The 22,891-nt window shown below is 63.4% G+C and carries 21 protein-coding genes; 17 read left to right on the plus strand and 4 right to left on the minus strand.

All coding sequences use genetic code 11. The features are described from left to right. The first annotated feature begins 88 nt into the window (after positions 1 to 88). Positions 89 to 814 carry a helix-turn-helix domain-containing protein gene (locus tag ACFFNA_RS28705; RefSeq protein WP_111546919.1) on the plus strand — a complete coding sequence of 242 codons (726 nt, stop codon included), beginning with the start codon at positions 89 to 91 and terminating at the stop codon, positions 812 to 814. Here ACFFNA_RS28705 and ACFFNA_RS28710 read toward each other — a convergent pair. The 4 genes from ACFFNA_RS28710 to ACFFNA_RS28725 are packed head-to-tail and all read right to left on the minus strand — an operon-like array spanning position 811 to position 4,594. Then, on the minus strand, positions 811 to 1,851 hold the full coding sequence (locus ACFFNA_RS28710; protein WP_378923259.1) for a heme-dependent oxidative N-demethylase family protein: 1,041 nt from the start codon (positions 1,849 to 1,851) through the stop codon (positions 811 to 813). The genes ACFFNA_RS28705 and ACFFNA_RS28710 overlap by 4 nt on opposite strands. A 9-nt stretch (positions 1,852 to 1,860) precedes the next feature. Continuing rightward, positions 1,861 to 2,826, minus strand: coding sequence for a PDR/VanB family oxidoreductase (locus tag ACFFNA_RS28715; protein ID WP_378923260.1), 966 nt, complete (start codon positions 2,824 to 2,826; stop codon positions 1,861 to 1,863). Then, positions 2,823 to 3,419: a dimethylamine monooxygenase subunit DmmA family protein gene (locus tag ACFFNA_RS28720; protein WP_378923261.1), complete on the minus strand. Its 597-nt coding sequence runs from the start codon at positions 3,417 to 3,419 to the stop codon at positions 2,823 to 2,825. The genes ACFFNA_RS28715 and ACFFNA_RS28720 overlap by 4 nt, the downstream gene beginning before the upstream one ends. Positions 3,420 to 3,460: 41 nt before the next feature. Then, entirely contained in the window at positions 3,461 to 4,594 is a 1,134-nt protein-coding gene (locus tag ACFFNA_RS28725) for an aminomethyl transferase family protein (RefSeq protein WP_378923262.1), read from the minus strand. Between the two features lie 298 nt (positions 4,595 to 4,892). Here ACFFNA_RS28725 and ACFFNA_RS28730 point away from each other — a divergent pair, with 298 nt between their 5' ends. The 16 genes from ACFFNA_RS28730 (at position 4,893) to ACFFNA_RS28805 (ending at position 22,728) form a co-directional block, all read left to right on the plus strand. Beyond that, positions 4,893 to 5,171 (plus strand): hypothetical protein, encoded by a 279-nt coding sequence (locus tag ACFFNA_RS28730; RefSeq protein WP_245446195.1) that lies wholly within the window; start codon positions 4,893 to 4,895, stop codon positions 5,169 to 5,171. A 12-nt stretch (positions 5,172 to 5,183) separates the two neighbouring features. Further along, entirely contained in the window at positions 5,184 to 5,561 is a 378-nt protein-coding gene (locus ACFFNA_RS28735) for a hypothetical protein (protein WP_111546925.1), read from the plus strand. 18 nt (positions 5,562 to 5,579) lie between these two features. Next, positions 5,580 to 5,741, plus strand: coding sequence for a hypothetical protein (locus ACFFNA_RS28740; protein ID WP_111546926.1), 162 nt, complete (start codon positions 5,580 to 5,582; stop codon positions 5,739 to 5,741). 14 nt (positions 5,742 to 5,755) lie between these two features. Further along, a complete protein-coding gene (locus tag ACFFNA_RS28745; protein ID WP_378923263.1) occupies positions 5,756 to 7,150 on the plus strand; it encodes an APC family permease in 1,395 nt (464 codons plus the stop codon). Between the two features lie 45 nt (positions 7,151 to 7,195). Then, a complete protein-coding gene (locus ACFFNA_RS28750) occupies positions 7,196 to 7,885 on the plus strand; it encodes a hypothetical protein (protein WP_378923264.1) in 690 nt (229 codons plus the stop codon). Beyond that, complete coding sequence (locus ACFFNA_RS28755) at positions 7,882 to 8,211, plus strand: hypothetical protein (protein WP_378923265.1); 330 nt, start codon at positions 7,882 to 7,884, stop codon at positions 8,209 to 8,211. The genes ACFFNA_RS28750 and ACFFNA_RS28755 overlap by 4 nt, the downstream gene beginning before the upstream one ends. Positions 8,212 to 8,295: 84 nt before the next feature. Next, on the plus strand, positions 8,296 to 9,192 hold the full coding sequence (locus ACFFNA_RS28760) for a class II glutamine amidotransferase (protein ID WP_378923266.1): 897 nt from the start codon (positions 8,296 to 8,298) through the stop codon (positions 9,190 to 9,192). A gap of 4 nt (positions 9,193 to 9,196) precedes the next feature. Further along, positions 9,197 to 9,928, plus strand: a complete 732-nt coding sequence (locus tag ACFFNA_RS28765) for a GltB/FmdC/FwdC-like GXGXG domain-containing protein (protein ID WP_378923267.1) — start codon at positions 9,197 to 9,199, stop codon at positions 9,926 to 9,928. A 6-nt stretch (positions 9,929 to 9,934) separates the two neighbouring features. Beyond that, a complete protein-coding gene (locus ACFFNA_RS28770) occupies positions 9,935 to 11,263 on the plus strand; it encodes an FMN-binding glutamate synthase family protein (RefSeq protein ID WP_111546931.1) in 1,329 nt (442 codons plus the stop codon). 50 nt (positions 11,264 to 11,313) lie between these two features. Further along, positions 11,314 to 12,621 carry a type III glutamate--ammonia ligase gene (glnT, locus tag ACFFNA_RS28775; RefSeq protein WP_378923268.1) on the plus strand — a complete coding sequence of 436 codons (1,308 nt, stop codon included), beginning with the start codon at positions 11,314 to 11,316 and terminating at the stop codon, positions 12,619 to 12,621. Positions 12,622 to 12,714: 93 nt separating this feature from the next. Continuing rightward, positions 12,715 to 13,968, plus strand: a complete 1,254-nt coding sequence (locus ACFFNA_RS28780; protein ID WP_378923269.1) for a sarcosine oxidase subunit beta family protein — start codon at positions 12,715 to 12,717, stop codon at positions 13,966 to 13,968. A gap of 16 nt (positions 13,969 to 13,984) precedes the next feature. Further along, on the plus strand, positions 13,985 to 14,260 hold the full coding sequence (locus tag ACFFNA_RS28785) for a sarcosine oxidase subunit delta (protein ID WP_378923270.1): 276 nt from the start codon (positions 13,985 to 13,987) through the stop codon (positions 14,258 to 14,260). A 241-nt stretch (positions 14,261 to 14,501) separates the two neighbouring features. Beyond that, positions 14,502 to 17,483, plus strand: a complete 2,982-nt coding sequence (locus tag ACFFNA_RS28790; RefSeq protein ID WP_378923271.1) for a sarcosine oxidase subunit alpha — start codon at positions 14,502 to 14,504, stop codon at positions 17,481 to 17,483. Next, positions 17,476 to 18,105, plus strand: coding sequence for a sarcosine oxidase subunit gamma (locus tag ACFFNA_RS28795; protein ID WP_378923272.1), 630 nt, complete (start codon positions 17,476 to 17,478; stop codon positions 18,103 to 18,105). Before ACFFNA_RS28790 ends, ACFFNA_RS28795 begins: the two co-directional genes overlap by 8 nt. Positions 18,106 to 18,389: 284 nt before the next feature. Beyond that, positions 18,390 to 20,759, plus strand: a complete 2,370-nt coding sequence (locus tag ACFFNA_RS28800) for a trimethylamine N-oxide demethylase (RefSeq protein WP_378923273.1) — start codon at positions 18,390 to 18,392, stop codon at positions 20,757 to 20,759. 259 nt (positions 20,760 to 21,018) lie between these two features. Further along, the gene (locus tag ACFFNA_RS28805; protein WP_378923274.1) at positions 21,019 to 22,728 is read left to right on the plus strand and encodes a trimethylamine N-oxide permease; all 1,710 of its coding nucleotides are present in this window, start codon (positions 21,019 to 21,021) and stop codon (positions 22,726 to 22,728) included. Positions 22,729 to 22,891 lie beyond the last annotated feature (163 nt).

Below are 22,891 nucleotides of genomic sequence, written 5' to 3' on the forward strand. Positions count from 1 at the left end.
CAGGAGACTTGCCGTCGCAGTTGCGCTGCTGTATCGGCACCGAATATGTTCACCTAGAGTGAAATATCCGCAGAGTCCCGGGGGCGACATGGCGAACAAGATTTCCGATCCCAAGCCTGGTGCCGGCCCTGCCGGCGCAAAGGCCAAGCCGCTGCCCAAGGTTTCGCCGGACGGGAAGACCATCCGGGCGCCGCTGACGCAGAACCCGCATGCCATTCGCGATACCCGCGAAAAAGTGCTGGAGGTCGCGATCGGCCGCGAGGTGCGGGCGTTCCGCAAGAAGCTCGGCATCACCGTCGCCGATCTGGCGGTCGCCACCGACATTTCGCTGGGCATGCTGTCGAAGATCGAGAACGGCATCACCTCGCCGTCGCTGACCACCTTGCAGGCGCTGTCGCGGGCGCTCGGCGTTCCGGTCACCGCCTTCTTCCGCCGCTTCGAGGAAGAGCGCAGCGCCGTCTTCGTCAAGGCCGGCGAAGGGCTCGATGTCGAGCGTCGCGGCACGCGCGCCGGCCACCAGTACAATCTGCTCGGCCATATCGGCTCCAACACCAGCGGCGTCGTCGTCGAGCCCTACCTGATCACGCTGACGGAGGATTCGGATGTGTTTCCCACCTTCCAGCACGAGGGCATGGAGTTCCTCTACATGCTCGAAGGCGAGGTGGTTTACCGGCATGGCAGCAACCTCTATCCGATGAAGCCAGGCGACAGCCTGTTCTTCGATGCCGACGCGCCGCACGGGCCAGAACAGCTGACACAGCTGCCGATGCGCTACCTCTCGATCATCTGCTATCCGCAGAACAGCGCGGGTTAGTCCGGCCCAAATCCCGGCGATGTCGCGCTCCCGTCATCCAGCTTCGACAGCCACTCGACCAGCGTTGGGCGATAGCGCGTCAGGCCCTTGTAGTTGGCGAGTTCATCGGGCAGATCGCGGATGACGCGGTGCAGCCGCCGTGCCCATTTCGGCTGCGTCACCAGCTCGTCCATCTTGATCAGATAGCAGCGGATCGGAAAGACGATGCCGTTCGAGCGCGGCAGTCGCCAGAAGCTCTGCAGCTCGACGCGCAGATGCACCTTGTCGCCGACATTCTCCGGCGTCACCGTGGTCCGGTCCGGGCCCCATTTGTGAAAGTTTTCCGGGCTCGTATCGAGGCGCGGATTGATGGTCATCGTCCAGTTCAGGCGCCTTGCCGGCTTGCCTTGCTGGATGTTGGTGAGGAATTTCAGCGCGCGGGTGAAAATCCCCTTCTCATGCGCCAGCGGCACCGGCGCGTGCCACTCGAAGAAATTCATGCCGATGTCGAAGTCGAGCGACCAGTCGGCCTGGGTGGTGACCATGCCGGCATCCATCCACAGATTGCCGTCGCGCTGGTCGAGAATGCAGAAATCGCCCTGGCTCTGCCGGGTGATGTACTCCATCGGCCCATAGGGCAGCGTCGAAGTGTCGCCGAAGGTGAAGGTGTCGTCGATGCCGAGCGGCCGGTTGATCCAGCGCCAGCGATCGCCGTCGCGGGTCAACGTGAAATGCTCGGGATAGCCGAGCGCCTGCTGCTCCATCAGGAGCTCGAGCAGGTCCCAGCCGGCCAGCGTCATGTGCGGCAGCGACTGGCAGCGCAGCGGATCCTCGGCCAGCACCAGCGCACGGTCCTGCATCTCGGCGACATAATGCTCGTCGACGTCGATCAGGTTTTCGAGCACGCTGCCCTTGGGTCCCACGACATGCGGCTCGATGTTGACCGCATACATGTAGGCGTCTTCGTGGAACGGGAACGGGAACCGCCGGATGTGCTCCGGGCTGTTCTTGAAGGTGAAATCGTCGCGGAACGTTTCCTTGCGAAAGGTAATGCCCAAGCTCGCCTCCTATCTTTCCAGCACCAGCGACCGGCCCTCGAAGCGCGACACGCACGGCATGATCTTGCAGCCCGAGCGGTGGTCTTCCTCGCTCAGCCAGTGGTCGTTGTGGATGAACTTGCCGTCAAACGAGATGACATTGGTTTCGCACTGGCCGCAGACGCCGCCACGGCAGAGATAGGGCGGATCGACGCCGGCCGCCTCGATCGCCTCGAGCAGGCTCTGCTGTTCGTCGACCCTGATCGTCTTGCCGCTGACGGCAAGCGTCACGTCGAACGGCAGCCCGGGCTGGGGGGCCGCGAAATGCTCGAAATGCACGGTCTCCGACGGCCAGCCGAGAGTGGCGGCGCGCTCACGCACCCAGTTGATCATGCCGGCCGGGCCGCAGACATAGAGATGCGTGCCGAGCGGCTGCGACGACAGCAGCCGGTCGAGCTCGATGCGCTCGTCAAGGTCGTCGTGATAGAGCCTGACCCGGCGATCGTAGCGCTCGCGCAGCACATCGGCATAGGTGCCGAGCGAAGCGGTGCGGCAGGTGTAGTGCAGTTCGAAATTGCCGCCTTCCGCCGCCAGCTGTGCGGTCTGCGCCATGAACGGCGTGATGCCGATGCCGCCCGCCAGCATCAGGTGTTTTTTGGCGCGCAGGTCGAGCGAGAACAGATTGACCGGATAGCTGACCACCATCTCATGGCCAGGCCTGACATTCCTGTGCATGAACAGCGAGCCGCCGCGGCCGACATCATCGCGGCGCACGCTGATCGTGTATTCGCGCGTGTCGAGCGGCGAGCCCATCAGCGAATAGGGATTGAGCCGGGTGCGATCGCCATCGCGCATCTCGACCACGACATGGGCACCGCCGGAAAAGGTCGGCAAAAGCTGCCCGTCGCGCCGGCGGAAATGAAAGCGGGTGACCAGATCGTTGACCGGGACGACATTGCTGACCACGACATCGAGTTTTGTTGTTCCGGTGCTCATCGAAAAATCTCCTCCATGGGAGGGATCTCGCTGCGATCCTCGGCATTGATGCAGACGCCCTGGAACGCGGCGATGCGCCTGGAATAGTGATCGCGCACCAGAAGCAGCAGGCCGCAATGCGCGCAGGTCGCCGGCTGCGTCGTCACGTTCTCGGTGATGCCCTTGCAGTGCACGCACTGCATGCGCCGCGCCAGCGAGCCGCGGTGCTCGGTCTCGATCGAAGTGTGGTCGATGCCGGCCTCAAGGGCCACCTGCATCGCCTGGCCGATCAGGCCTTCGGTGCCGGAGAGATAGAGGCGCAGGCCCATATGCGCATTGGCCAGCGTCTGCCTGAGCCGCGGCAGCAGGCTGGCGAAAGACGGCGCCTCATGAAACTGCGCCGGCTTCAGCGCTTCGAGCGCGGCAACGTGTTTGCCGTCAGGGCCGGGAATGAAGACGATTTCGGCCCCGTCGAAAAACCCGGCCGGAGCCCGCTTGGCCATCTCCGCTATCGCCAGCGCGCCCTCCGCATCCGCCACGAAAAGATGGTGCTTGCCGGGCTGTGGAGACAGGGTTCCGTAAACCGGCCGGCTGATGATGCTTTTGGCTGCCATTTAAGTCTTCGTGCCTCGAACCTCTCGCTGTTGACTATGCCTCAACCTTTCGCCGTGCGCTTGGTCTTCTTGGGATCGTCGAAGGGCAGCGGCTGCGCCGTCGCCTTGATCGAACCGCTCTTGTTGCGGATCTCGAGCTTGGTGTCCTTGACCGCGCAGTCGACGTCGAGCCGGGCGATGCCCATCGATTTCTTGACCAGCGGCGAATACATGGCGCAGGTCACCACGCCGACCTTCTTGCCGTCGCGACAAACCGGCGCGCCCTCGTCGGCCGGCTCCTTGCCGTCGAGCAGAACGCCAAAAATCTTGAAACGTTCCTTGCCCTTGAGACGGTAATGCTCCTCGGCGCCGCGGAAGCCGGTCTTGCCGGGACTGACGGTGAAGTCGAGGCCGAGCTCCCACAGCGTGTCGCCGGGGCCTTCATTGTCGAACGGATATTTCTGCGAATTGTCGTAAGGGTAGAAGAGCAGATAACTTTCGACGCGCAGCATGTCGAGCGTGGTGAAGCGGCACGGAATGATGCCGGCGCTCTTGCCCTCGTCGAGGATCCGATCCCAGATCGTGCCGGCATCCTGGCCACGGCAGAAGATCTCGTAGCCGCGCTCGCCGGTGTAGCCGGTGCGCGAAATCATCACCGGGAAGCCGAACAGCTGCGTCTGCATGTGATGGAAATAGTTGAGATCGCGGATGCCAGGCACATGCTTGGCCAGATAGTCGACAGCGGTTGGTCCCTGCAGCGACAGGTCGTGCAGATTGTCGTCGAAGCGCAATGAGACATCGCGCCCGACGGAAGCGCGCTGCAACTCCTCATGGCCGGTGCCGGAACCATGCACGACCATCCAGGAATTCGGCCCGGTGCGGTAGAGGATGCAGTCGTCGGTGAATTTTCCCGCCTCGTTCAGCATGCAGGCATAGGCCGACTTGCCGGGATAGATCTTCTCGACGTCACGCGTCGTCGCCAGGTCGATCAGATGCGAGGCGTGCGGTCCAGTGATGTGGACCTTCTTGAGGCCGGAAACATCCATCAACCCGGCCTTGGTGCGGATGGCGATGTACTCTTCGTCGGCATCCTTGTCGTAGGTCCAGGCGGTCCCCATGCCGCTCCAGTCTTCGAGGTTCGAACCGAGGGCGCGATGGCGATCCGCCAGGGTCGAAAATCTCCAGGATGCCGTCATCCGCTCGTCCTCCGTTTCGAAAAATCTTTTGCTGTTCCCTGCCCCCTGCGCAGCGGCGGGAGCGTTGGCCGAATATTGACCGCAAACATTCGGGCGCCGCAATACCCATAAGCAATTAATTTCATTGTCAGGCAAAATCCGTTGCGCGACACAAACGGTTAACGCCGCGTAAATTCGCCTTGACAATTGCGGAATTCGGTCTGAATTTATGAAAAAAATTTCACTCTCTTGAAAGAGGGCGGCGAACGGTGGATTCGGAACCGGGCGTCGGAAAAAGGGGAAAAAACCGATGTCAGACATGCAGCGGCGCATCGAAGCGCTGTACCTTTCCGACGTGCGCGGATCCGCGCTCCTGATCGTTTGCCTGTGGGCGACGATCCTCTTCGTCCTCCTCATGACGTGGCCGCACATCCCGAACATGGGGATCAGGGTGGTCGTCGCCGCCGCGGCCGCCGCCGTGCTGATCTTCAACACCGCGGCGATCCTGGCGATGGTCAATCACTACAAGGAAGACAAGGACTTCATCTACGGGCTCGACATCAAGAACGCCGACGCGTTCCGCAACCGCAAGTCCTGAGGGGTAGAAGACATGTCGCGCTACACACCGCCGGAGCAAAGCAAGGCCGGGCAGATTTTCGATATCGTCGTCGTCGTGGTCGCCATTTTCGTGGCGCTGTGGCTGCCGCTGAAGATGGGCCTCGCCGGTGCGGCGAAATCCATCGACGCGCTCGACGCCAAGACTTGGGAAGCGCTTGGCCAGAACCCGACCATGGCCTCGATCTGGGAAAAGCTCGGCTACACGCCCGAGACCGCACACGACATCATCCAGAACCGCTTCCACTATGTCATCGACTGGCCGACGCTGATCATCATGGCCGCGGTGCTGATCGGTTATTTCGTCTTCCTGTTCCGCGCCTCCGACCGCGAATATCGCGACGTCATCAACGAAAAGTTCGACGACAAGTAAACCCGAGGACTCACCTTCATGTGGATGGCACTCTCTTATGCGTCGTGGGGCATCTCGATCGTGCTCGCTTTGTGGATGCTCTACGACTGGTTCAAGGTCGACACGACCTTCTCCGAAGAGGTGCTGACCTCGTCGCGCGAAGGCGAATTGGAAGCCGTTTCCGAAAAACACCGGATCTGAGTGGGGATTGAACAATGACGATCACGCTTGAACCGGCAGTCCACGGGGACAGGGTTTCACTGCTGCGCGTGCTTGGCCCGGCCCATGTCTGGGCGCTCGGTGTCGGCATCGTGCTCGTCGGCGAATTCACCGGCTGGAATTTTGCCGCCGACAAGGGCGGCGCACTCGCCGCGCTGATCGTCTGCTGGGTCGTCGGCCTGCTCTACACTTCGGTCGCGATGATCGATTCCGAGGTGACATCGACCGTCGCCGCCGCCGGCGGCCAGTATGCGCAGGCCAAGCACATTGTCGGGCCGCTGATGGCGTTCAACGTCGCGCTGTTCCTGGTCTTTGCCTACACCATGCTCGAAGTGTCCGACGCCATCCTGCTCGGCGACACCATCGTCGCCAAGGCGGGGGTCGAAGGGCTCACCCACAATTCCTTCATCGCCGCCACCATCGTGGTGCTGGCGTGGCTGAACTATCGCGGCGTGCTGATGACGCTGAACGTCAACTTCGTCATCACCGCAATCGCCTATATCTCGATCGTCATCCTGTTTTTCTCGGTCAGCCCGTGGACGCAAGGCGCCGTGCTGAAGCTCAACGAACTGGTCACGCCCGGCAACGCCCTGCCCTATGGCTGGATCGGCGTCATCGCCGCCTTCCAGTTCGGCATCTGGTATTATCTCGGCATCGAGGGCACCACGCAGGCGGCCGAGGAAGTGCGCTCACCGGCCCGCTCGCTGCCCTATGGCACGATGGCCGGCATGATCACGCTTTTGATCGCCGCCGCCATGACCTGGTATGTCTGCGCCTCGATGATGCCGTGGGAATATCTGGGCATCACCTATTACCCGCTGTGGGACGCCGGCAAGCTGACCGGCAGCCCGCTGCTCGAGAACCTCTTGTTCATCGCCACTCTGCTTGCCGCACTGGCCTCGGCCAATGGCTGCATCAACGACGCGGCGCGCGCCTGGTTCTCGCTCGGCCGCGACCGCTACCTGCCGACCTGGTTCTCGGCCGTGCATCCGAAATATCGCACGCCCTATCGCTCGATCCTGTTCCTGTTGCCGATCGCGCTGGCTTTCGCCTTCATCGCCGACCTCAACCAGGCGATCACCTTCTCGATCCTGTCGGGTGTGCTGCAATACACGTTCATGAGCATCAACATCGTCATGTTCAGGAAGAAATGGCCGCTCGGCTCGATCCGCCGCGGCTATACGCATCCGTTCCATCCGCTGCCGGCGATCGTGCTGTTCTGCCTGTGCGTGGTGACCTTCTTCGCCATCTTCCTCGGCTTCGGCTCGCAGCTGATCGCCATGGTCGCCTTCTATTTCCTGATCTCGCTATGGTTCCATTTCTACCGCTACAGATTCGTGCGGCGCGGCGATCAGTTCACCATGCCGTGGCCGAAGCCGCAGGGTTATTGATGGGAGTAGGCCCGTCCGAATCCCGGACGGGCCTGGCATGACAAAATGTCCGAGGTGACGTCAGCACTGCTTGCCGGGGCAATTGTCCTGGCCCTCGTCCTTCACCTTGCCTGGCTGGCGCGTGCCAGCCGCAACAGGGCGTCAGCGGCGCTCGCCATCGACCTTGCCAGCATTCGTACCGTCATTGCAGACGCAGCTGATGTTTCGGATGGCACCGCCGGTGTCATCACCTGGGAAGGTTCCTGGAACGGCCGGCGCGTCCAGCTGCGCACCATCGTCGATACGCTGGCAACGCGAAAACTCCCGGCGCGCTGGCTGAGCGTCTCGATCACCGAGCCCGTGTCGGTGCCCGGCACCTTCGACATGATGATGCGACCGGGCTCACCGACGACCTTCTCCAATTTCGATCATCTCGACCATACGCTGCCGAAGGCTCCGGGATTTCCAGCCGAAGCAGTGCTGCGAACCGACCGCAGGGGGGCGCGTTTTCCCCAAGGTATCATCGCCAGCCATATCGAGATCTTCTCCGAAGGGCGGGCCAAGGAACTGCTGATCACGCCCAAGGGCATGCGCATCGTCTGGCTGCTGGCTGAGGCCGAGCGCGCACGCTACGGCGTTTTCCGGCAAGCCGAATTTGGTGATGCGACACTCGATCCAGCGCTGATCGAAAAGCTGCTGGTATCCGTGTCAGGGCTTCGCGACGCCATCAACAAAAGCGAACGGCAAGCCGCATGACCAGTTCCGCCACTGCCCCCACCCCTCCCAGCCCATATCTTGTTCTCGGCGCCGCAATCGTGTTGCCGGCAAGCGGACACGTCATTCTCGGCGTGCCGGTGCGCGGCCTGCAGTTTCTTTTCTTCATGGTGATCCTGGCATGGGTCACCGCCAAGATCTCACCAGCAGACGCCAGCTTCGTCGGCCGTCATGCCGGCGGCTTCCTGATCTATGCGCTGTCGATCCTCGACGCCTACAAGATCGCCCGCATCCGAACCGCCAAATGGGTTCACAACGCCCGGCGAGACAATGATAGTGCGCAGAGCGGCATTGAGACGCATACGTAACTAGAGGAAAATTTTTTTCATGTGATTGAATTCGAGGGACTCATTCGATACATCATCTCAGAGCTGCATCGCCGGGAGGCTGACATGTGTGGAATTGTCGGACTGTTTTTGAAGGACAAGTCGCTGGAACCCCAGCTTGGCTCGATGCTGTCGCAGATGCTGATCTCGCTCAGCGATCGGGGTCCGGACAGCGCCGGCATCGCCATCTATGGCGCGCCTTCCAGGAATGAGGCCAAGATCACCATCCAGTCGGCCAAGCCGGAACGCGATTTCCGCGGCCTCGAGGCTGAACTCGCCAAGGCCATCGGCACGCCGGTGACGATCGCGGTGAAATCGACCCATGCGGTCGTCAGGACCACGCCCGCCAAGATCGACGAAGCGCGCGAGGCGATCCAGACGCTGCGCCCCGACATCCGCATCATGGGTGCAGGCGACGTTGTCGAAATCTACAAGGAGGTCGGCCTGCCGGAGGCGGTGGTCGACCGCTTCGACGTTCGCGGCATGACCGGCACGCACGGCATCGGCCACACCCGCATGGCGACGGAATCGGCGGTGACGACGATGGGCGCGCATCCGTTCTCGACCGGCGCCGATCAGTGCCTGGTGCACAATGGTTCGCTGTCCAACCACAACAATGTCCGCCGCGAACTGATCCGCGAAGGCATGACCTTCGAGACCGAGAACGATACCGAGGTCGCGGCCGCCTATCTCTCCTCGCAGATGGCGCATGGCAAGAATCTGGGCGAAGCGCTGGAAGGCACGCTCTCCGATCTCGACGGCTTCTTCACCTTCGTCGTCGGCACCAAAAACGGTTTTGGCGTGGTGCGCGATCCGATCGCCTGCAAGCCCGCCGTGATGGCCGAGACGGACCAGTATGTCGCCTTCGGCTCGGAGTATCGCGCGCTGACCAAACTGCCCGGCATAGACAATGCGAGGGTCTGGGAACCCGAGCCCGCAACCGTCTATTTCTGGGAGCATTGAGTTCATGCCGGCTACCAAGCTTTCAAAAACGGCGGCGCACGACCATGCCTCTCGGGTCTTCGACCTCGACCAGATGTCGCTGCGCGAACTCAACCAGGCGCTGCACAATCTGACGCCCGGCTCGAACGAGACGGCGTGGGAAGTGCTGAACCCGAAAGGCAATCATTCGGTCGCCGTCGGCGTCGATCAGCCGATCACCATCGATGTGCGCGGCAGCGTCGGCTATTACTGCGGCGGCATGAATTCCGGCAGCGCCATTACCGTGCATGGCTCGGCCGGGCCCGGCGTCGGCGAGAACATGATGTCGGGTTCGATCACCGTCAAAGGCGATGCCAGCCAGTATGCCGGCGCCACCGGCAAGGGCGGCCTGCTGGTCATCGAAGGCAATGCCTCGTCACGCTGCGGCATTTCGATGAAGGGCATCGACATCGTCGTGCACGGCAATATCGGCCACATGTCGGCCTTCATGGCGCAGTCCGGCAATCTGGTGGTGCTGGGCGATGCCGGCGATGCGCTGGGCGATTCCATCTACGAGGCGCGGCTGTTCGTGCGCGGCAAGGTCGACAGCTTAGGTGCCGACTGCATCGCCAAGGAGATGCGGGCCGAACATCTGGAATTGCTGCAAGGCCTGCTCGATCGCGCCGGCGTCACCGGCGTCAAGCCGACGGACTTCAAGCGTTACGGCTCGGCGCGCACGCTCTACAATTTCAATATCGACAACGCCGACGCGTATTGAGGCAGCATGACCTACAGGAACCCGCCAACGACGCCGCGCAAATCCGCGACCTTCGACGACTACACGCTTTCTGAAATCCGCCGCGCCGCGGCGACCGGCATCTACGACATCCGTGGCGCCGGCGCCAAGCGGAAGCTGCCGCATTTCGATGACCTGCTGTTCCTCGGCGCCTCGATCTCGCGCTATCCTCTCGAAGGCTATCGCGAGCGCTGCGACACCAGCGTCGTGCTGGGTTCTCGCCATGCCAAGAAGCCGATCGAACTGAAGATCCCGATCACCATCGCCGGCATGAGCTTCGGCTCGCTGTCCGGCCCGGCCAAGGAAGCGCTCGGGCGCGGCGCGACCCTGTCGGGCACCTCGACCACGACGGGCGATGGTGGCATGACCGAGGAAGAGCGCGGCCATTCGAAGACGTTGGTCTATCAGTACCTGCCGTCGCGCTACGGCATGAACCTGCGCGACCTGCGCCGCGCCGATGCTATCGAGGTCGTCGTCGGCCAGGGCGCCAAGCCCGGTGGCGGCGGCATGCTGCTTGGCCAGAAGATCTCCGACCGCGTCGCCGAAATGCGCACGCTGCCGAAAGGCATCGACCAGCGCTCGGCCTCGCGTCACCCCGACTGGACCGGGCCCGACGATCTCGAGATCAAGATCCTCGAACTGCGCGAAATCACCGACTGGGAAAAGCCGATCTACGTCAAGGTCGGCGGCGCCCGGCCCTACTATGACACGGCCCTCGCCGTGAAGGCCGGCGCCGATGTCGTCGTCGTCGACGGCATGCAGGGCGGCACCGCCGCGACGCAGGAAGTGTTCATCGAAAATGTCGGCCAGCCGACGCTCGCCTGCATCAGGCCGGCGGTGCAGGCGCTGCAGGATCTCGGCATGCACCGCAAGGTGCAGCTGATCGTCTCCGGCGGCATCCGCAACGGCGCCGACGTCGCCAAGGCGCTGGCGCTGGGCGTCGATGCGGTCTCGATCGGCACGGCTGCCCTTGTCGCGCTGGGCGACAATGATCCGCGTTGGGAAGCTGAGTATAACGAGCTCGGCACCACGGCCGGCGCCTATGACGACTGGCACGAGGGCCGCGACCCGGCCGGCATCACGACGCAGGATCCGGAACTGATGAAGCGGGTCGACCCGGTCGCCGCCGGACGCCGGCTGGCGAACTACCTCAAGGTGATGACGCTCGAGGCACAGACCATTGCGCGCGCGTGCGGCAAGAACAGCCTGCACAATCTCGAACCCGAGGATCTCGTCGCGCTGACGATCGAGGCAGCCGCCATGGCCGGCGTGCCGCTGGCCGGCACCAACTGGATACCGGGGAAGAACGGCTTCTGATCAAGAAGGGCCGAAGCCCACCACAATCGACAAAAAAATGGGGAACTTCCGTGACAGCAGATCTTGCAGAATTCGCAAGGGCGAAAAACGTCAAATATTTCATGATTTCCTACACCGACCTGTTCGGTGGCCAGCGTGCCAAGCTGGTGCCGGCGCAGGCCATCGCCGACATGCAGAAGGACGGCGCCGGCTTTGCCGGGTTCGCCACCTGGCTTGATCTCACACCGGCACATCCCGACATGCTGGCGGTGCCGGACCCGGATTCGGTGATCCAGCTGCCATGGAAGCCGGAAGTCGCCTGGGTCGCCGCCAACTGCATCATGGACGACAAGGAGGTCGGCCAGGCGCCGCGCAACACGCTGAAGCGGCTGATCGCCGAAGCGGCCAGCGACGGCATGCATGTCAAGACCGGCGTCGAGGCCGAATTTTTCCTGATCTCGCCGGACGGCAAGACGATTTCCGACGAATACGACACGGCGTCGAAGCCTTGCTACGACCAGCAAGCGGTGATGCGCCGCTACGATGTCATCGCCGAGATCTGCGACCACATGCTGGCGCTCGGTTGGGGGGCCTACCAGAACGACCACGAGGATGCCAACGGCCAGTTCGAGATGAACTGGGCCTTCGACGATGCACTGGCGACCGCCGACAAGCATTCCTTCTTCAAGTTCATGGTCAAGTCGATCGCGGAAAAGCATGGTCTGCGCGCGACTTTCATGCCGAAACCCTTCCAGGGCCTGACCGGCAATGGCTGTCATGCTCATATCTCGGTGTGGGACAAGGCCGGCAAGACCAACGTCTTCGCCGACAATTCGATGGAACTTGGCCTGTCGGCCAAGGGCAAGAATTTTCTCGGCGGCATCATGAAGCATGCCTCCGCGCTTGCCGCGATCACCAACCCGACGGTCAATTCCTACAAGCGCATCAACGCGCCGCGCACCATTTCGGGCGCCACCTGGGCGCCGAACACGGTGACCTGGACCGGCAACAACCGCACCCACATGGTGCGCGTGCCCGGCCCCGGCCGCTTCGAACTGCGCCTGCCCGACGGCGCGGCCAACCCTTACCTCTTGCAGGCGGTCATCATCGCCGCCGGCCTCGACGGCATCCGCTCGAAGGCCGATCCCGGCAAGCGCTACGACATCGACATGTACCAGAACGGCCATACGGTGAAGGGCGCGCCGAAGCTGCCGCTCAACCTGCTCGACGCGTTGCGCGAGTTCGACAAGGACAAATCGCTGAAGGCGGCGCTGGGTGAGGAATTCTCGTCGGCCTACCTAAAGCTGAAGCACCAGGAATGGAATTCCTATGCTTCGCACTTCACGCAATGGGAGCGCGACCACACGCTGGATATCTAGGAGCATTGGACCGAAAAGTGTGAAACGGTTTTCGGGCAAATCCGATGCTTTAAGAAAGGTCCCAAGCGGTGCGGGCGACCTCGGAATGAACTGATGAAATACTCGATCTTCTCGCTCGCCCGCGCCGCCCTGTCCGGCCACAAGAACTGGCAGCGCACCTGGCGCGACGCCACGCCGAAGGACCGCTACGACGTGGTCATCATCGGCGGTGGCGGCCATGGCCTGGCCACCGCGTGGTTCCTCGCCAGCGAGTACGGCATCAAGAATGTCGCCGTGCTGGAAAAGGGCTGGATCGGCTCCGGCAATGCCGGCCGCAACACCACCATCATCCGCTCCAATTACGGTCTGCCCGGCAACACCGGCTTCTACGAATTGTCGATGAAGCTTTGGGAGCGGATGGAGCAGGACCTCAACTACAACACGATGGTCAGCCAGCGCGGCGTCATCAACCTCTACCACTCCGACGCACAGCGCGACGCCTATGCGCGGCGCGGCAACACCATGCGCATCAATGGTATCGATGCCGAACTGCTCGACCTCGCCGCGGTCAAGAAGATGATCCCGTTCCTGAACTTCGACAATGCGCGCTTTCCCGTGCAAGGCGGGCTCTTGCAGCGGCGTGGCGGTACGGCCCGGCATGATGCCGTGGTCTGGGGCTACGCCCATGCGGCGAGCGCGCTCGGCGTCGACATCATCCAGAACTGCGAAGTGACGGGCTTTGTGCGCGATGCCAACGGCAAGGTGACCGGCGTCGAGACCTCGCGCGGCAAGATCGGCGCCGGCAAGGTCGGCATGGCGGTGGCCGGCAGTTCCTCGCGCGTCGCGGCGATGGCCGGCCTGCGCCTGCCGATCGAGAGCCATGTGCTGCAGGCCTTCGTCTCCGAGGCGATTAAGCCGCTGATCCCTGGTGTCATGACCTTTGGTGCCGGCCATTTCTATGTCAGCCAGTCCGACAAGGGCGGGCTGGTCTTCGGTGGTGACATCGACGGCTACAATTCCTACGCCCAGCGCGGCAACATGCCTGTCATGGAGGATGTCTGCGAGGGCGGCATGGCGCTGATGCCGATGATCGGCCGTGTGCGCCTGTTGCGCCAGTGGGGCGGCATCATGGACATGTCGATGGACGGCTCGCCGATCATCGACAAGACGCCGGTCGACGGGCTCTACCTCAACGCCGGCTGGTGCTATGGCGGCTTCAAGGCGACGCCGGGATCGGGCTTTGTCTTTGCCCATCTGCTGGCCCGCGACACGCCGCACGAAGAAGCCGCGCGGTTCCGCCTCGACCGCTTCCGGACTGGTGCGATGATCGACGAAAAGGGCCAGGGCGCCCAACCGAACCTGCACTGAGGACGGACAGGAAACCATGCGCATTGTCTGTCCCTTCTGCGGCGAACGCGAACTCGGCGAGTTCACCTATCTGGGCGACGCCAAGCCCGTGCGGCCGGCGGCCGGCGCTTCGGAGGACGAGGTCTTCGACTATGTCTATCTGCGCGACAATGTCGCCGGCGAGACCAGCGAACACTGGTACCATGGTGGCGGCTGCCGGGCCTGGCTGAAGGTCGGCCGCAACACGCTGACGCACGAGATTTCTTCGGTTGAGCCGGCGGCCGGCGCTGGGGCTAGGCAGGTCGCGAAATGAATTTTTCTGCTCAGGTCAGTGCCGCCCCTCACCTGCCTGCCGGCATCCTCACCCCGTATAGTGACGGGGAGAGGGGCGCTGGCCGCAACCTCGGCGCCCTTTCTGCAACGTCGATGATTGGCGAAATCTTCGGTGACGGCGTCCTTCTCCCCGTCACTATGCGGGGAGAAGTGCCCGACAGGGCGATGAGGGGCAGCGCAACCCTCTCGCATTTCATCGAACTCACGGAAGGTCGGCAATCGTGAGTTCCAGTCAATCCCATCGCCTCCCAAGTGGCGGCCTGATCGACCGCTCGGCGCCGCTGAATTTTCGCTTCGACGGCAAGACTTTTTCCGGCTTCCAGGGCGACACGCTGGCCTCGGCGCTGATCGCCAATGGCGTCAAGCTGGTCGGCCGCTCGTTCAAATACCATCGCCCGCGCGGCATCCTGACCGCTGGATCGGAAGAGCCCAACGCGCTGGTCGAATTGCGCACAGGCGCGCGGCGCGAACCGAACACCAAGGCGACGACGGCCGAGCTCTATGAGGGGCTCGAGGCCGCCAGCCAGAACCGCTGGCCATCGCTGCGCCACGATGTGATGTCGGTCAACCAGCTGTTCGCGCCGATCTTCGTCGCCGGCTTCTACTACAAGACCTTCATGTGGCCGGCGAAATTCTGGGAAGCGATCTACGAACCGGCGATCCGCCGCGCCGCCGGACTTGGCCGCGCGGCAGGCGTTGCCGATCCTGATCATTACGACAAGGCGTGGGCGCATTGCGATGTGCTGATCGGCGGCTCTGGCCCGGCCGGACTGGCTGCGGCATTGGCTGCCGGACGCTCAGGTGCCCGTGTCATCCTGTGCGAGGAGGATTTTTCGCTGGGCGGCCGCCTGCTTGCGGACGGCGGCACGATCGATGGCCTGCCGGCAGCCGAATGGCTGTCGCGGACGCTAGCTGAACTGGCGGCGCTGCCAGACGTCCGCATCATGACCCGCATGACGCTGTTCGGCGTCTATGACGGCGGCACCTATGGCGCACTGGAGCGGGTCAACGACCACTTGCCCTCGCCGCCCGAGCATCAGGTGCGCCAGCGGCTGTGGCGGATCGTGGCCAGGCGCTGCGTCGTCGCCGCCGGCGCGATCGAACGGCCGATCGTCTTTGTCGGCAACGACACCCCCGGCGTGATGATGGCTTCCGCAATGCGGACCTATGTCGCGCGCTATGCGGCAACGCCGGCGAAACGCATCGCGCTGTTCACCAACAATGAGGATGGCTGGCGCACGGTCGAGACCGCACTCGGCTCTGGACTGCAGATCGCAGCGGTCATCGACGCTCGGCCTGACGTATCGCCCGCCCACCGTTCCCTCGCCTCCAAGGGTGGCTTTCCGGTGCTGCACGGCTCCGTCAGCGGCGTCGATGGCGGCAAGGATGGTGTCAGGAAAATCGCTGTGTCACTCACCGGTGGCGCGCGCGCCGAGGTCGAAGCCGACGGGCTTGCCGTCTCCGGCGGATGGAACCCGGCTGTCGGGCTGACCTCCTATCATCGCGGCCGGCCGAAATGGAGCGACGACATCGCCGCCTTCGTGCCGGATGGCGCGCCTCCTGGAATGGTGGCCGCCGGTGCCGCCAACGGCGCCTTCGGGCTCGGCGCCTGTCTGGCAGAAGGGTTTGCCGCGGGTAGCGCAGCCGCGCATGACGCCGGACACAGCGGCAAGGCCGGCACGGCTCCTGTCGCCGACGACGAGGCGTTCTCGCTCACACCGCTCTGGCATGTCGCCGGCAAGGGCAAGGCCTTTGTCGACTACCAGCACGATGTCACCGCCTCCGACATCGAACTGGCGCAGCGCGAAGGCTTTGAATCGGTCGAGCATCTGAAGCGCTACACGACGCTCGGCATGGCCACCGACCAGGGCAAGACCTCCAATGTCGCCGGCCTCGCCATCATGGCGGCTGTCAGCGGCCGGTCCATTCCCGAGACCGGCACGACGATCTACCGCCCGCCCTATGTGCCGGTCGCCATCGGCGCCTTCGCCGGCCATCACCGCGACGAGACGTTCCATGCGACGCGGCTGACGCCGTCGCATCACTGGGCCGCCGAACAGGGTGCTGTTTTCGTCGACACCGGCCTGTGGAAGCGGGCGCAATGGTATCCGCGGACTGGCGAGAAGGACTGGCTGGAATCGGTGACCCGCGAGGTCAAGGCGGTGCGCGGCGGCGTCGGCTTCTGCGATGTCTCGACGCTCGGCAAGATCGATGTGCATGGCCCGGATGCCGGCGCCTTCCTCGACCGCGTCTACATCAACACCTTCTCCAACCTCGCCGTCGGCAAGGCGCGCTACGGGCTGATGCTGCGCGAGGACGGCATCGTCTATGACGACGGCACGACGTCGCGGCTGGCTGAAGATCACTATTTCCTGACCACCACCACCGCCAAGGCCGGGCTGGTGATGCAGCATCTCGAATTCTGCCGGCAGGTGCTGTTTCCCGAACTCGACGTGCAGCTGACCTCGGTCTCAGACCAGTGGGCGCAGTTCTCGATCGCCGGGCCGAAGACGCGAGACCTGTTGAGGGAAATTGTCGATCCGGCAGAGGACCTGTCCAACGAAGGCTTTCCGTTCATGGGCGCACGCGAAGTGGCGCTGCGCGGCGGCATCAAGGCGCGGCTGTTCCGCATCTCGTTCTCCGGCGAGATGGCGTTCGAGATTTCGGTGCCGACGCGCTTCGGCGATGCCATGGCACGCAATCTGATGCTGGCCGGCAAGCCCTTTGGTGTAACGCCTTATGGCACCGAGGCGCTCGGCGTCATGCGCGTCGAAAAGGGCCATGTCGCCGGACCGGAACTGAGCGGCACGACGACGGCCGCCGATCTTGGTCTCGGCAAGATGATGTCGACCAAGAAGGATTTCATCGGCCGCGTCATGGCCGGGCGCGAGGCGCTGGTCGCGCCGGATCGGCAGGTCGTGGTCGGCGTCAAGCCGACGGACAAGGCGCGCAGGCTACGCTCCGGTGCGCACATCATCCCGAAAGGGCAGACACCTGGACCGGGCAACGACCAGGGCTATGTCACCTCGGTCTGCTTCTCGCCGACATCAGACCAGTGGATCGGGCTTGGCTTGGTCGAACGCGGCCGCGAACGCATCGGCGAGATCGTCCATGCGCATGATCCGCTACGCGGCGAGGACTATGACGTCGAGCTGTGCAATCCCGTCTTCTACGATCCGGATGGAGGGCGCCAGCGTGGCTGAGTTTTCCTGGTCTCCCCGCAGCCCGCTGGACCATGCACTTGTCACCGGCGCGCATGGTGCGCGCGGCGTCGAGGCCGGCGTTTCGCTGACGGAAGTCCGCAATTTCGACCTGATCCAGGTGATGACGAGGCGCGGCAAAGCGGCCGAACTGGCCAATGCCGCCAAAGGCCGTTTCGGCGTGGCGGCTCCGAATGCGCCCAAGGCGGTCCAGACCTCGGACGCGATGCTGATCTGGTCCGGACCGGATCAGTTCTTCGTCCTGTCGAAGGGCGGCAAGTATACGATGGGCACGCTGGCGCCGGCATTGTCCGGCCCAGCCTCGCTGTCGGACCAGTCGCACGCGCGCGCCCTGATCAGCATTTCCGGAGCCAAGGCCCGCACCCTGCTGGCCAAGCTGTCGTCGATCGACCTGCATCCGGCGGCATTCCCGGTTGGCGCGGCTGCCGCAACCTCGATGGATCACACCAGCGTCACGCTCTGGCGCGGCGGCGATCGGCCGGATGGGCAGGCCGTGTTCAACCTGCTGGTGTTTGCGACCTTCGCCGAAAGCCTGTGGCACACGATGCTTGATGCGGCGGCTGAGTATGGTGTGACGATCGCGCATTCGGAGGAGTTGGCGTAGCTTTCGCGAAGCCTTCCCTTCTCCCCCTGTGGGAGAAGGTGGCCTTGCGAAGCAAGGTCGGATGAGGGGTGCTCCAGCTTGGCACCGACGGCACTCCGTCCAACACCCCTCAACCGTCTTGGCGCTACGCGCCAATCCACCTTCTCCCACAGGGGGAGAAGGTGGAACCGCACGCCACCTTCGCCTTGCCAAATCCGACCTTGCTGCCTATTCTTGCTGCTAAAATAATTTCACGTACAGGCAAACTTGTTTCTCGAACCGATGTCTCGAAACGCAAGGCTGAGATGAGCCAGTCGCCCTACCCTGCAATCGCTGCCGGACCGCCGCGGCCGAGCCTCATCCTACGGCCCGGTCAGATCGCGCTGCCGCCCGGAATGGAGCGTTATACCATCCAGGGCAATGGCGCCGTCCTCATCGAAGTCGAGGCTGGCGATACGATCACCGTGCGCAATGTCGAAGGCGGCCAGGCATGCGAGTTGCTGGCGTGGGACAAGGCTGGCGTGACCGACCCCGGCATTTTCGGCGAGACATCGAACAGCAATGCCGCCGGCATCAAGGCGCTGCTCGCCGAGGGCGACGACAGTCTCGCAACACTTCGGCGCGGGCTCGCGCGGCGGCAGGTGCAGCTTGATCAGGCGAAAGCCGTGCGCGCATTTGGCGGCACCACGCCGGCCGGCACAGAGCAGGCTTTCACCGTCGTGCGCGACGGCGCGATGGTCATCGCCGCTCCCGGCGGGCCGATGCTGGTCGATGGCCACGACACGGTGACGCCGCTCAGCGTCATCGTCCGGCGCGCCACGATCCGTCCGGCGGCGAAGTCGCAATTGGCCGATCCGCTCGCCGACCCGGTGCTTGACCTGCGCGTCCACTCGGCGACGGCGGAATCCTATTTCGTCAAGGCCGGCGACCATCTGCAGATCATCGATGTCGACGGGCGCCAATGCACCGACTTCCAGTGCTTTTCGGCGCGCAAGCTGGACAAGGGCCGCGACCATCCGCTCGACGTGACGACGACCCGCACGTTGATGGGTGCGAGCTATCCGATGCCCGGCCTGCATTCGAAATACTACGACCAGGACATGGAGCCACTGGTCGAGGTGGTACAGGACACATGCGGCCGGCATGACGCCTTCGCGCTCGCTTGCGCTGCGAAGTACTACGACGACATCGGCTATCCCGGCCACACCAACTGCTCGGAGAATTTTAATCGCGCGCTGTCGGATAAGGGCGTCACGCCGCGTGCCGGCTGGATGGCGATCAACTTCTTCTTCAACACGGCGATCGACGCGCATGGCGTCATGGTGTCCGACGAGCCATGGTCGCGGCCGGGCGACTATGTGCTGCTGCGGGCGCTGACCGACATCGTCTGCGTGTCCTCAGCCTGCCCCGACGATACGACGCCGGCCAATGGCTGGAACCTGACCGACATCCATGTGCGGACCTATTCCGGCCAGCACAAATTCTCGCGAGCGATCGCCAGACGCATGACGCCTGATTCGGAACCGAAAATGACCCGCGAGACTTCATTTCATTCGAGCTTTGCCAAGCACACCCGCAACTTTGTCGAATACCGGGGCTATTGGCTGGCCAATTCCTTCGCCAAGGAAGGTCCCATCGCCGAATACTGGGCCTGCCGGCAGGACGCCGTGATCATGGACCTGTCGCCGCTGCGCAAGTTCGAGGTCACCGGCCCGGATTCCGAAGCATTGCTGCAATACACGCTGACCCGTGACGTCAAGAAGCTCGGCGTCGGCCAGGTCGTCTATTCCGCCATGTGCTACGAGCATGGCGGCATGATCGATGACGGCACGCTGCTGCGGCTTGGCCAGGACAATTTCCGCTGGGTCGGCGGCGACGATCTGTCCGGCGAATGGCTGCGCGAGACCGCCAAGAAGCTTGGCCTCAACGTGCTGGTGCGCTCCTCCACCGACCAGATGCACAATGTCGCCGTGCAAGGCCCGAAGAGCCGCGATATTTTGAAGGAGGTCATATGGACCTCGCCGCTGCAGCCGTCGATCGAGGAGCTTGAATGGTTCCGTTTCGCCGTCGCCCGCATCGGCGGCGGCAACGGCATCCCGGTCGTCGTCTCGCGCACCGGCTATACCGGCGAGCTTGGCTACGAGATCTGGTGCCATCCGCGCGACGCCGAGAAAGTCTTCGACGCCATCTGGGAGACCGGCCAGCCGCATGGGCTGAAGCCGATGGGGCTGCAGGCGCTCGACATGGTGCGCATCGAGGCCGGGCTGATCTTCGCCGGCTACGAATTCTCGGACCAGACCGATCCGTTCGAGGCCGGCATCGGCTTTACCGTGCCGTTGAAGACCAAGACCGACGACTTCATCGGCCGCGAGGCGCTGATCCGGCGCAAGGAAAACGCGCAAACCAAACTGGTCGGCCTCGACATCGACGCCAATGTCGCTGTCGGCCATGGCGATTGCGTGCATGTCGGCCGTGCCCAGATCGGCGTGGTCACATCAGGCATGCGCTCGCCGGTGCTGAACAAGACCATCGCGCTGGCCAGGCTCGACGTCACCCACGCCGCCGTTGGCACCGAGGTCGAGATCGGCAAGCTCGACGGCCATGCCAAGCGGCTGCCGGCGCGAGTCGTCGCCTTCGCCCATTACGATCCGCAGAAGACCAGACCGCGCTCCTGACCACCGCCGCTTTTTTGGGCTGACGAACCACCTGTCGGTGATGTCGCCGGGCGCCTGAGCCCGCGCGCTCGCAACCGTGATGTGCACGACTTCACAAATCGCTTGACGTGAAAGCGCGTCGGATCAATCTTCACTGTTAAGAAAAAAATGCGACTGAGTGGAAACGCCGGCAGCCGCTCAACGCATTGCGTCGATGATGAAGCCTCGCGAAGTCGCGGCCGTCACGAACGGGGAACATCAAAATGGGGAAGCCAAACACATGAGCACGATAGCGACTGCCTTGGAGCAGCCTGCGGAGAGCAAGCTGCACCGGAACATCGACTGGCGCGGCGCCTTCTGGGTAGCGAGCGGCGTTCCTGCCCTCGTCCTGTTTTCGATCGGCGGCATTGCCGGCACCACCGGCACGCTGGCCTTCGCGATCTGGATCGCCTCCATGATCATGGGCTTCCTGCAATCCTTCACCTATGCCGAGATCGCCGGCCTGTTCCCGAACAAGTCGGGCGGCGCCTCGATCTATGGTGCTACCGCCTGGCTGCGCTATTCCAAGTTCATCGCGCCTCTCTCGGTATGGTGCAACTGGTTCGCCTGGTCGCCGGTGCTGTCGCTCGGCTGCTCGATCGCCGCCGCCTATATCCTCAACGCGCTGGCGCCGGTGCCGCTGTTCACCGAAGCCTCGCCCGATGTCGTTGCCTATATCGCGGCCCATGCCGGAACGAGCGCCGCCGATGCGATCACGGCGGTGACCGCGGCCGCGACACCGGCGATCCGCACCTGGACGCTGTTCAGCCATACGCTGGGTCCGGTCTCCTTCACGCTCAATGCGACCTTCTTCATCGGCGCGGTGCTGATGCTGATCATCTTCTCGATCCAGCATCGCGGCATCCTGGGCACCGCCAATGTGCAGAAATATATCGGCCTGCTGGTCATCATCCCGATGCTGATCGTCGGCGTCGTACCGATCGTCACCGGCCAGATCAACTGGGCGAATTTTTCGCCGCTGGTGCCGCTGGCCGCTGCCTACGCGCCCGAGCCCGGCTCGTGGAACATTGCCGGCTGGACACTCGTCCTCGGCGGCATGTTCATCGCCGCATGGTCGACCTACGGTTTTGAGACCGCCGTCTGCTACACCTCGGAGTTCAAGAACCCGGGCACCGACACGTTCAAGGCGATCTTCTATTCCGGCCTGCTCTGCATGCTGCTGTTCATCCTGGTGCCGTTCACCTTCCAGGGCGTGCTCGGCCTGAACGGCATGCTGGCGACGCCGATCGTCGACGGCTCCGGTGTCGCCGACGCGCTGGCCGGCATGGTCGGTGGCGGCGCGCTGATCCACAGCCTGCTGGTGATGCTGATGATCCTGGCGCTGGTGCTGTGCATCATGACGGCGATGGCAGGGTCTTCGCGCACGCTATACCAGGGCTCGGTGGACGGCTGGTTGCCGCGCTATCTCAGCCATGTCAACGAGCATGGCGCGCCGACCCGTGCCATGTGGACCGACCTCGTCTTCAACCTGATCGTGCTGGCCATCGCCTCGGCCGACGCGACGAGCTTCTTCTTCATCCTCGCCGTGTCGAACTGCGGCTACATCATCTTCAACTTCCTCAACCTCAACGCCGGCTGGATCCACCGCATCGACAACGGCCACATCGCGCGGCCATGGAAGGCGCCGAGCTGGCTGCTCGGCGTCGGCGCCATCTTCGCCTATGTCAACGCGATCTTCATGGGCGCCGGCGCCAAGGTATGGAACCCGATGGCACTGTGGGCCGGACTGATCACGGCCGCTCTGATCATCCCGGTGTTCTGCTATCGCCACTACATCCAGGACGGTGGCAAGTTCCCCGACCATATGCTGGCCGACCTCGGCATGAGCTCGTCCGATCTGGCGGTCAAGAAGGCGGGGATGCTGCCCTACCTGACGCTGGTCGCCGGCGTGGTGGTGATGCTGCTCGCCAACTGGTATTTCGTCATCTGACGTCTGTTTTTGACCGGGCGCCCAAGGGGGCCCGGTCCGCACTCTCCCTTGATCTCCGATCCATCCCTGTGAAAGCCGGGATGGATTTTTTGTTGTTTGCCTCCCTGCCCATTGCGCAGGGACCGAGGTGCGAATATGCTTGTTGTACGATCGTTCAACAAGC

The sequence above is a fragment of the Mesorhizobium kowhaii genome (assembly GCF_042431665.1).
GTDB lineage: Bacteria > Pseudomonadota > Alphaproteobacteria > Rhizobiales > Rhizobiaceae > Mesorhizobium > Mesorhizobium kowhaii.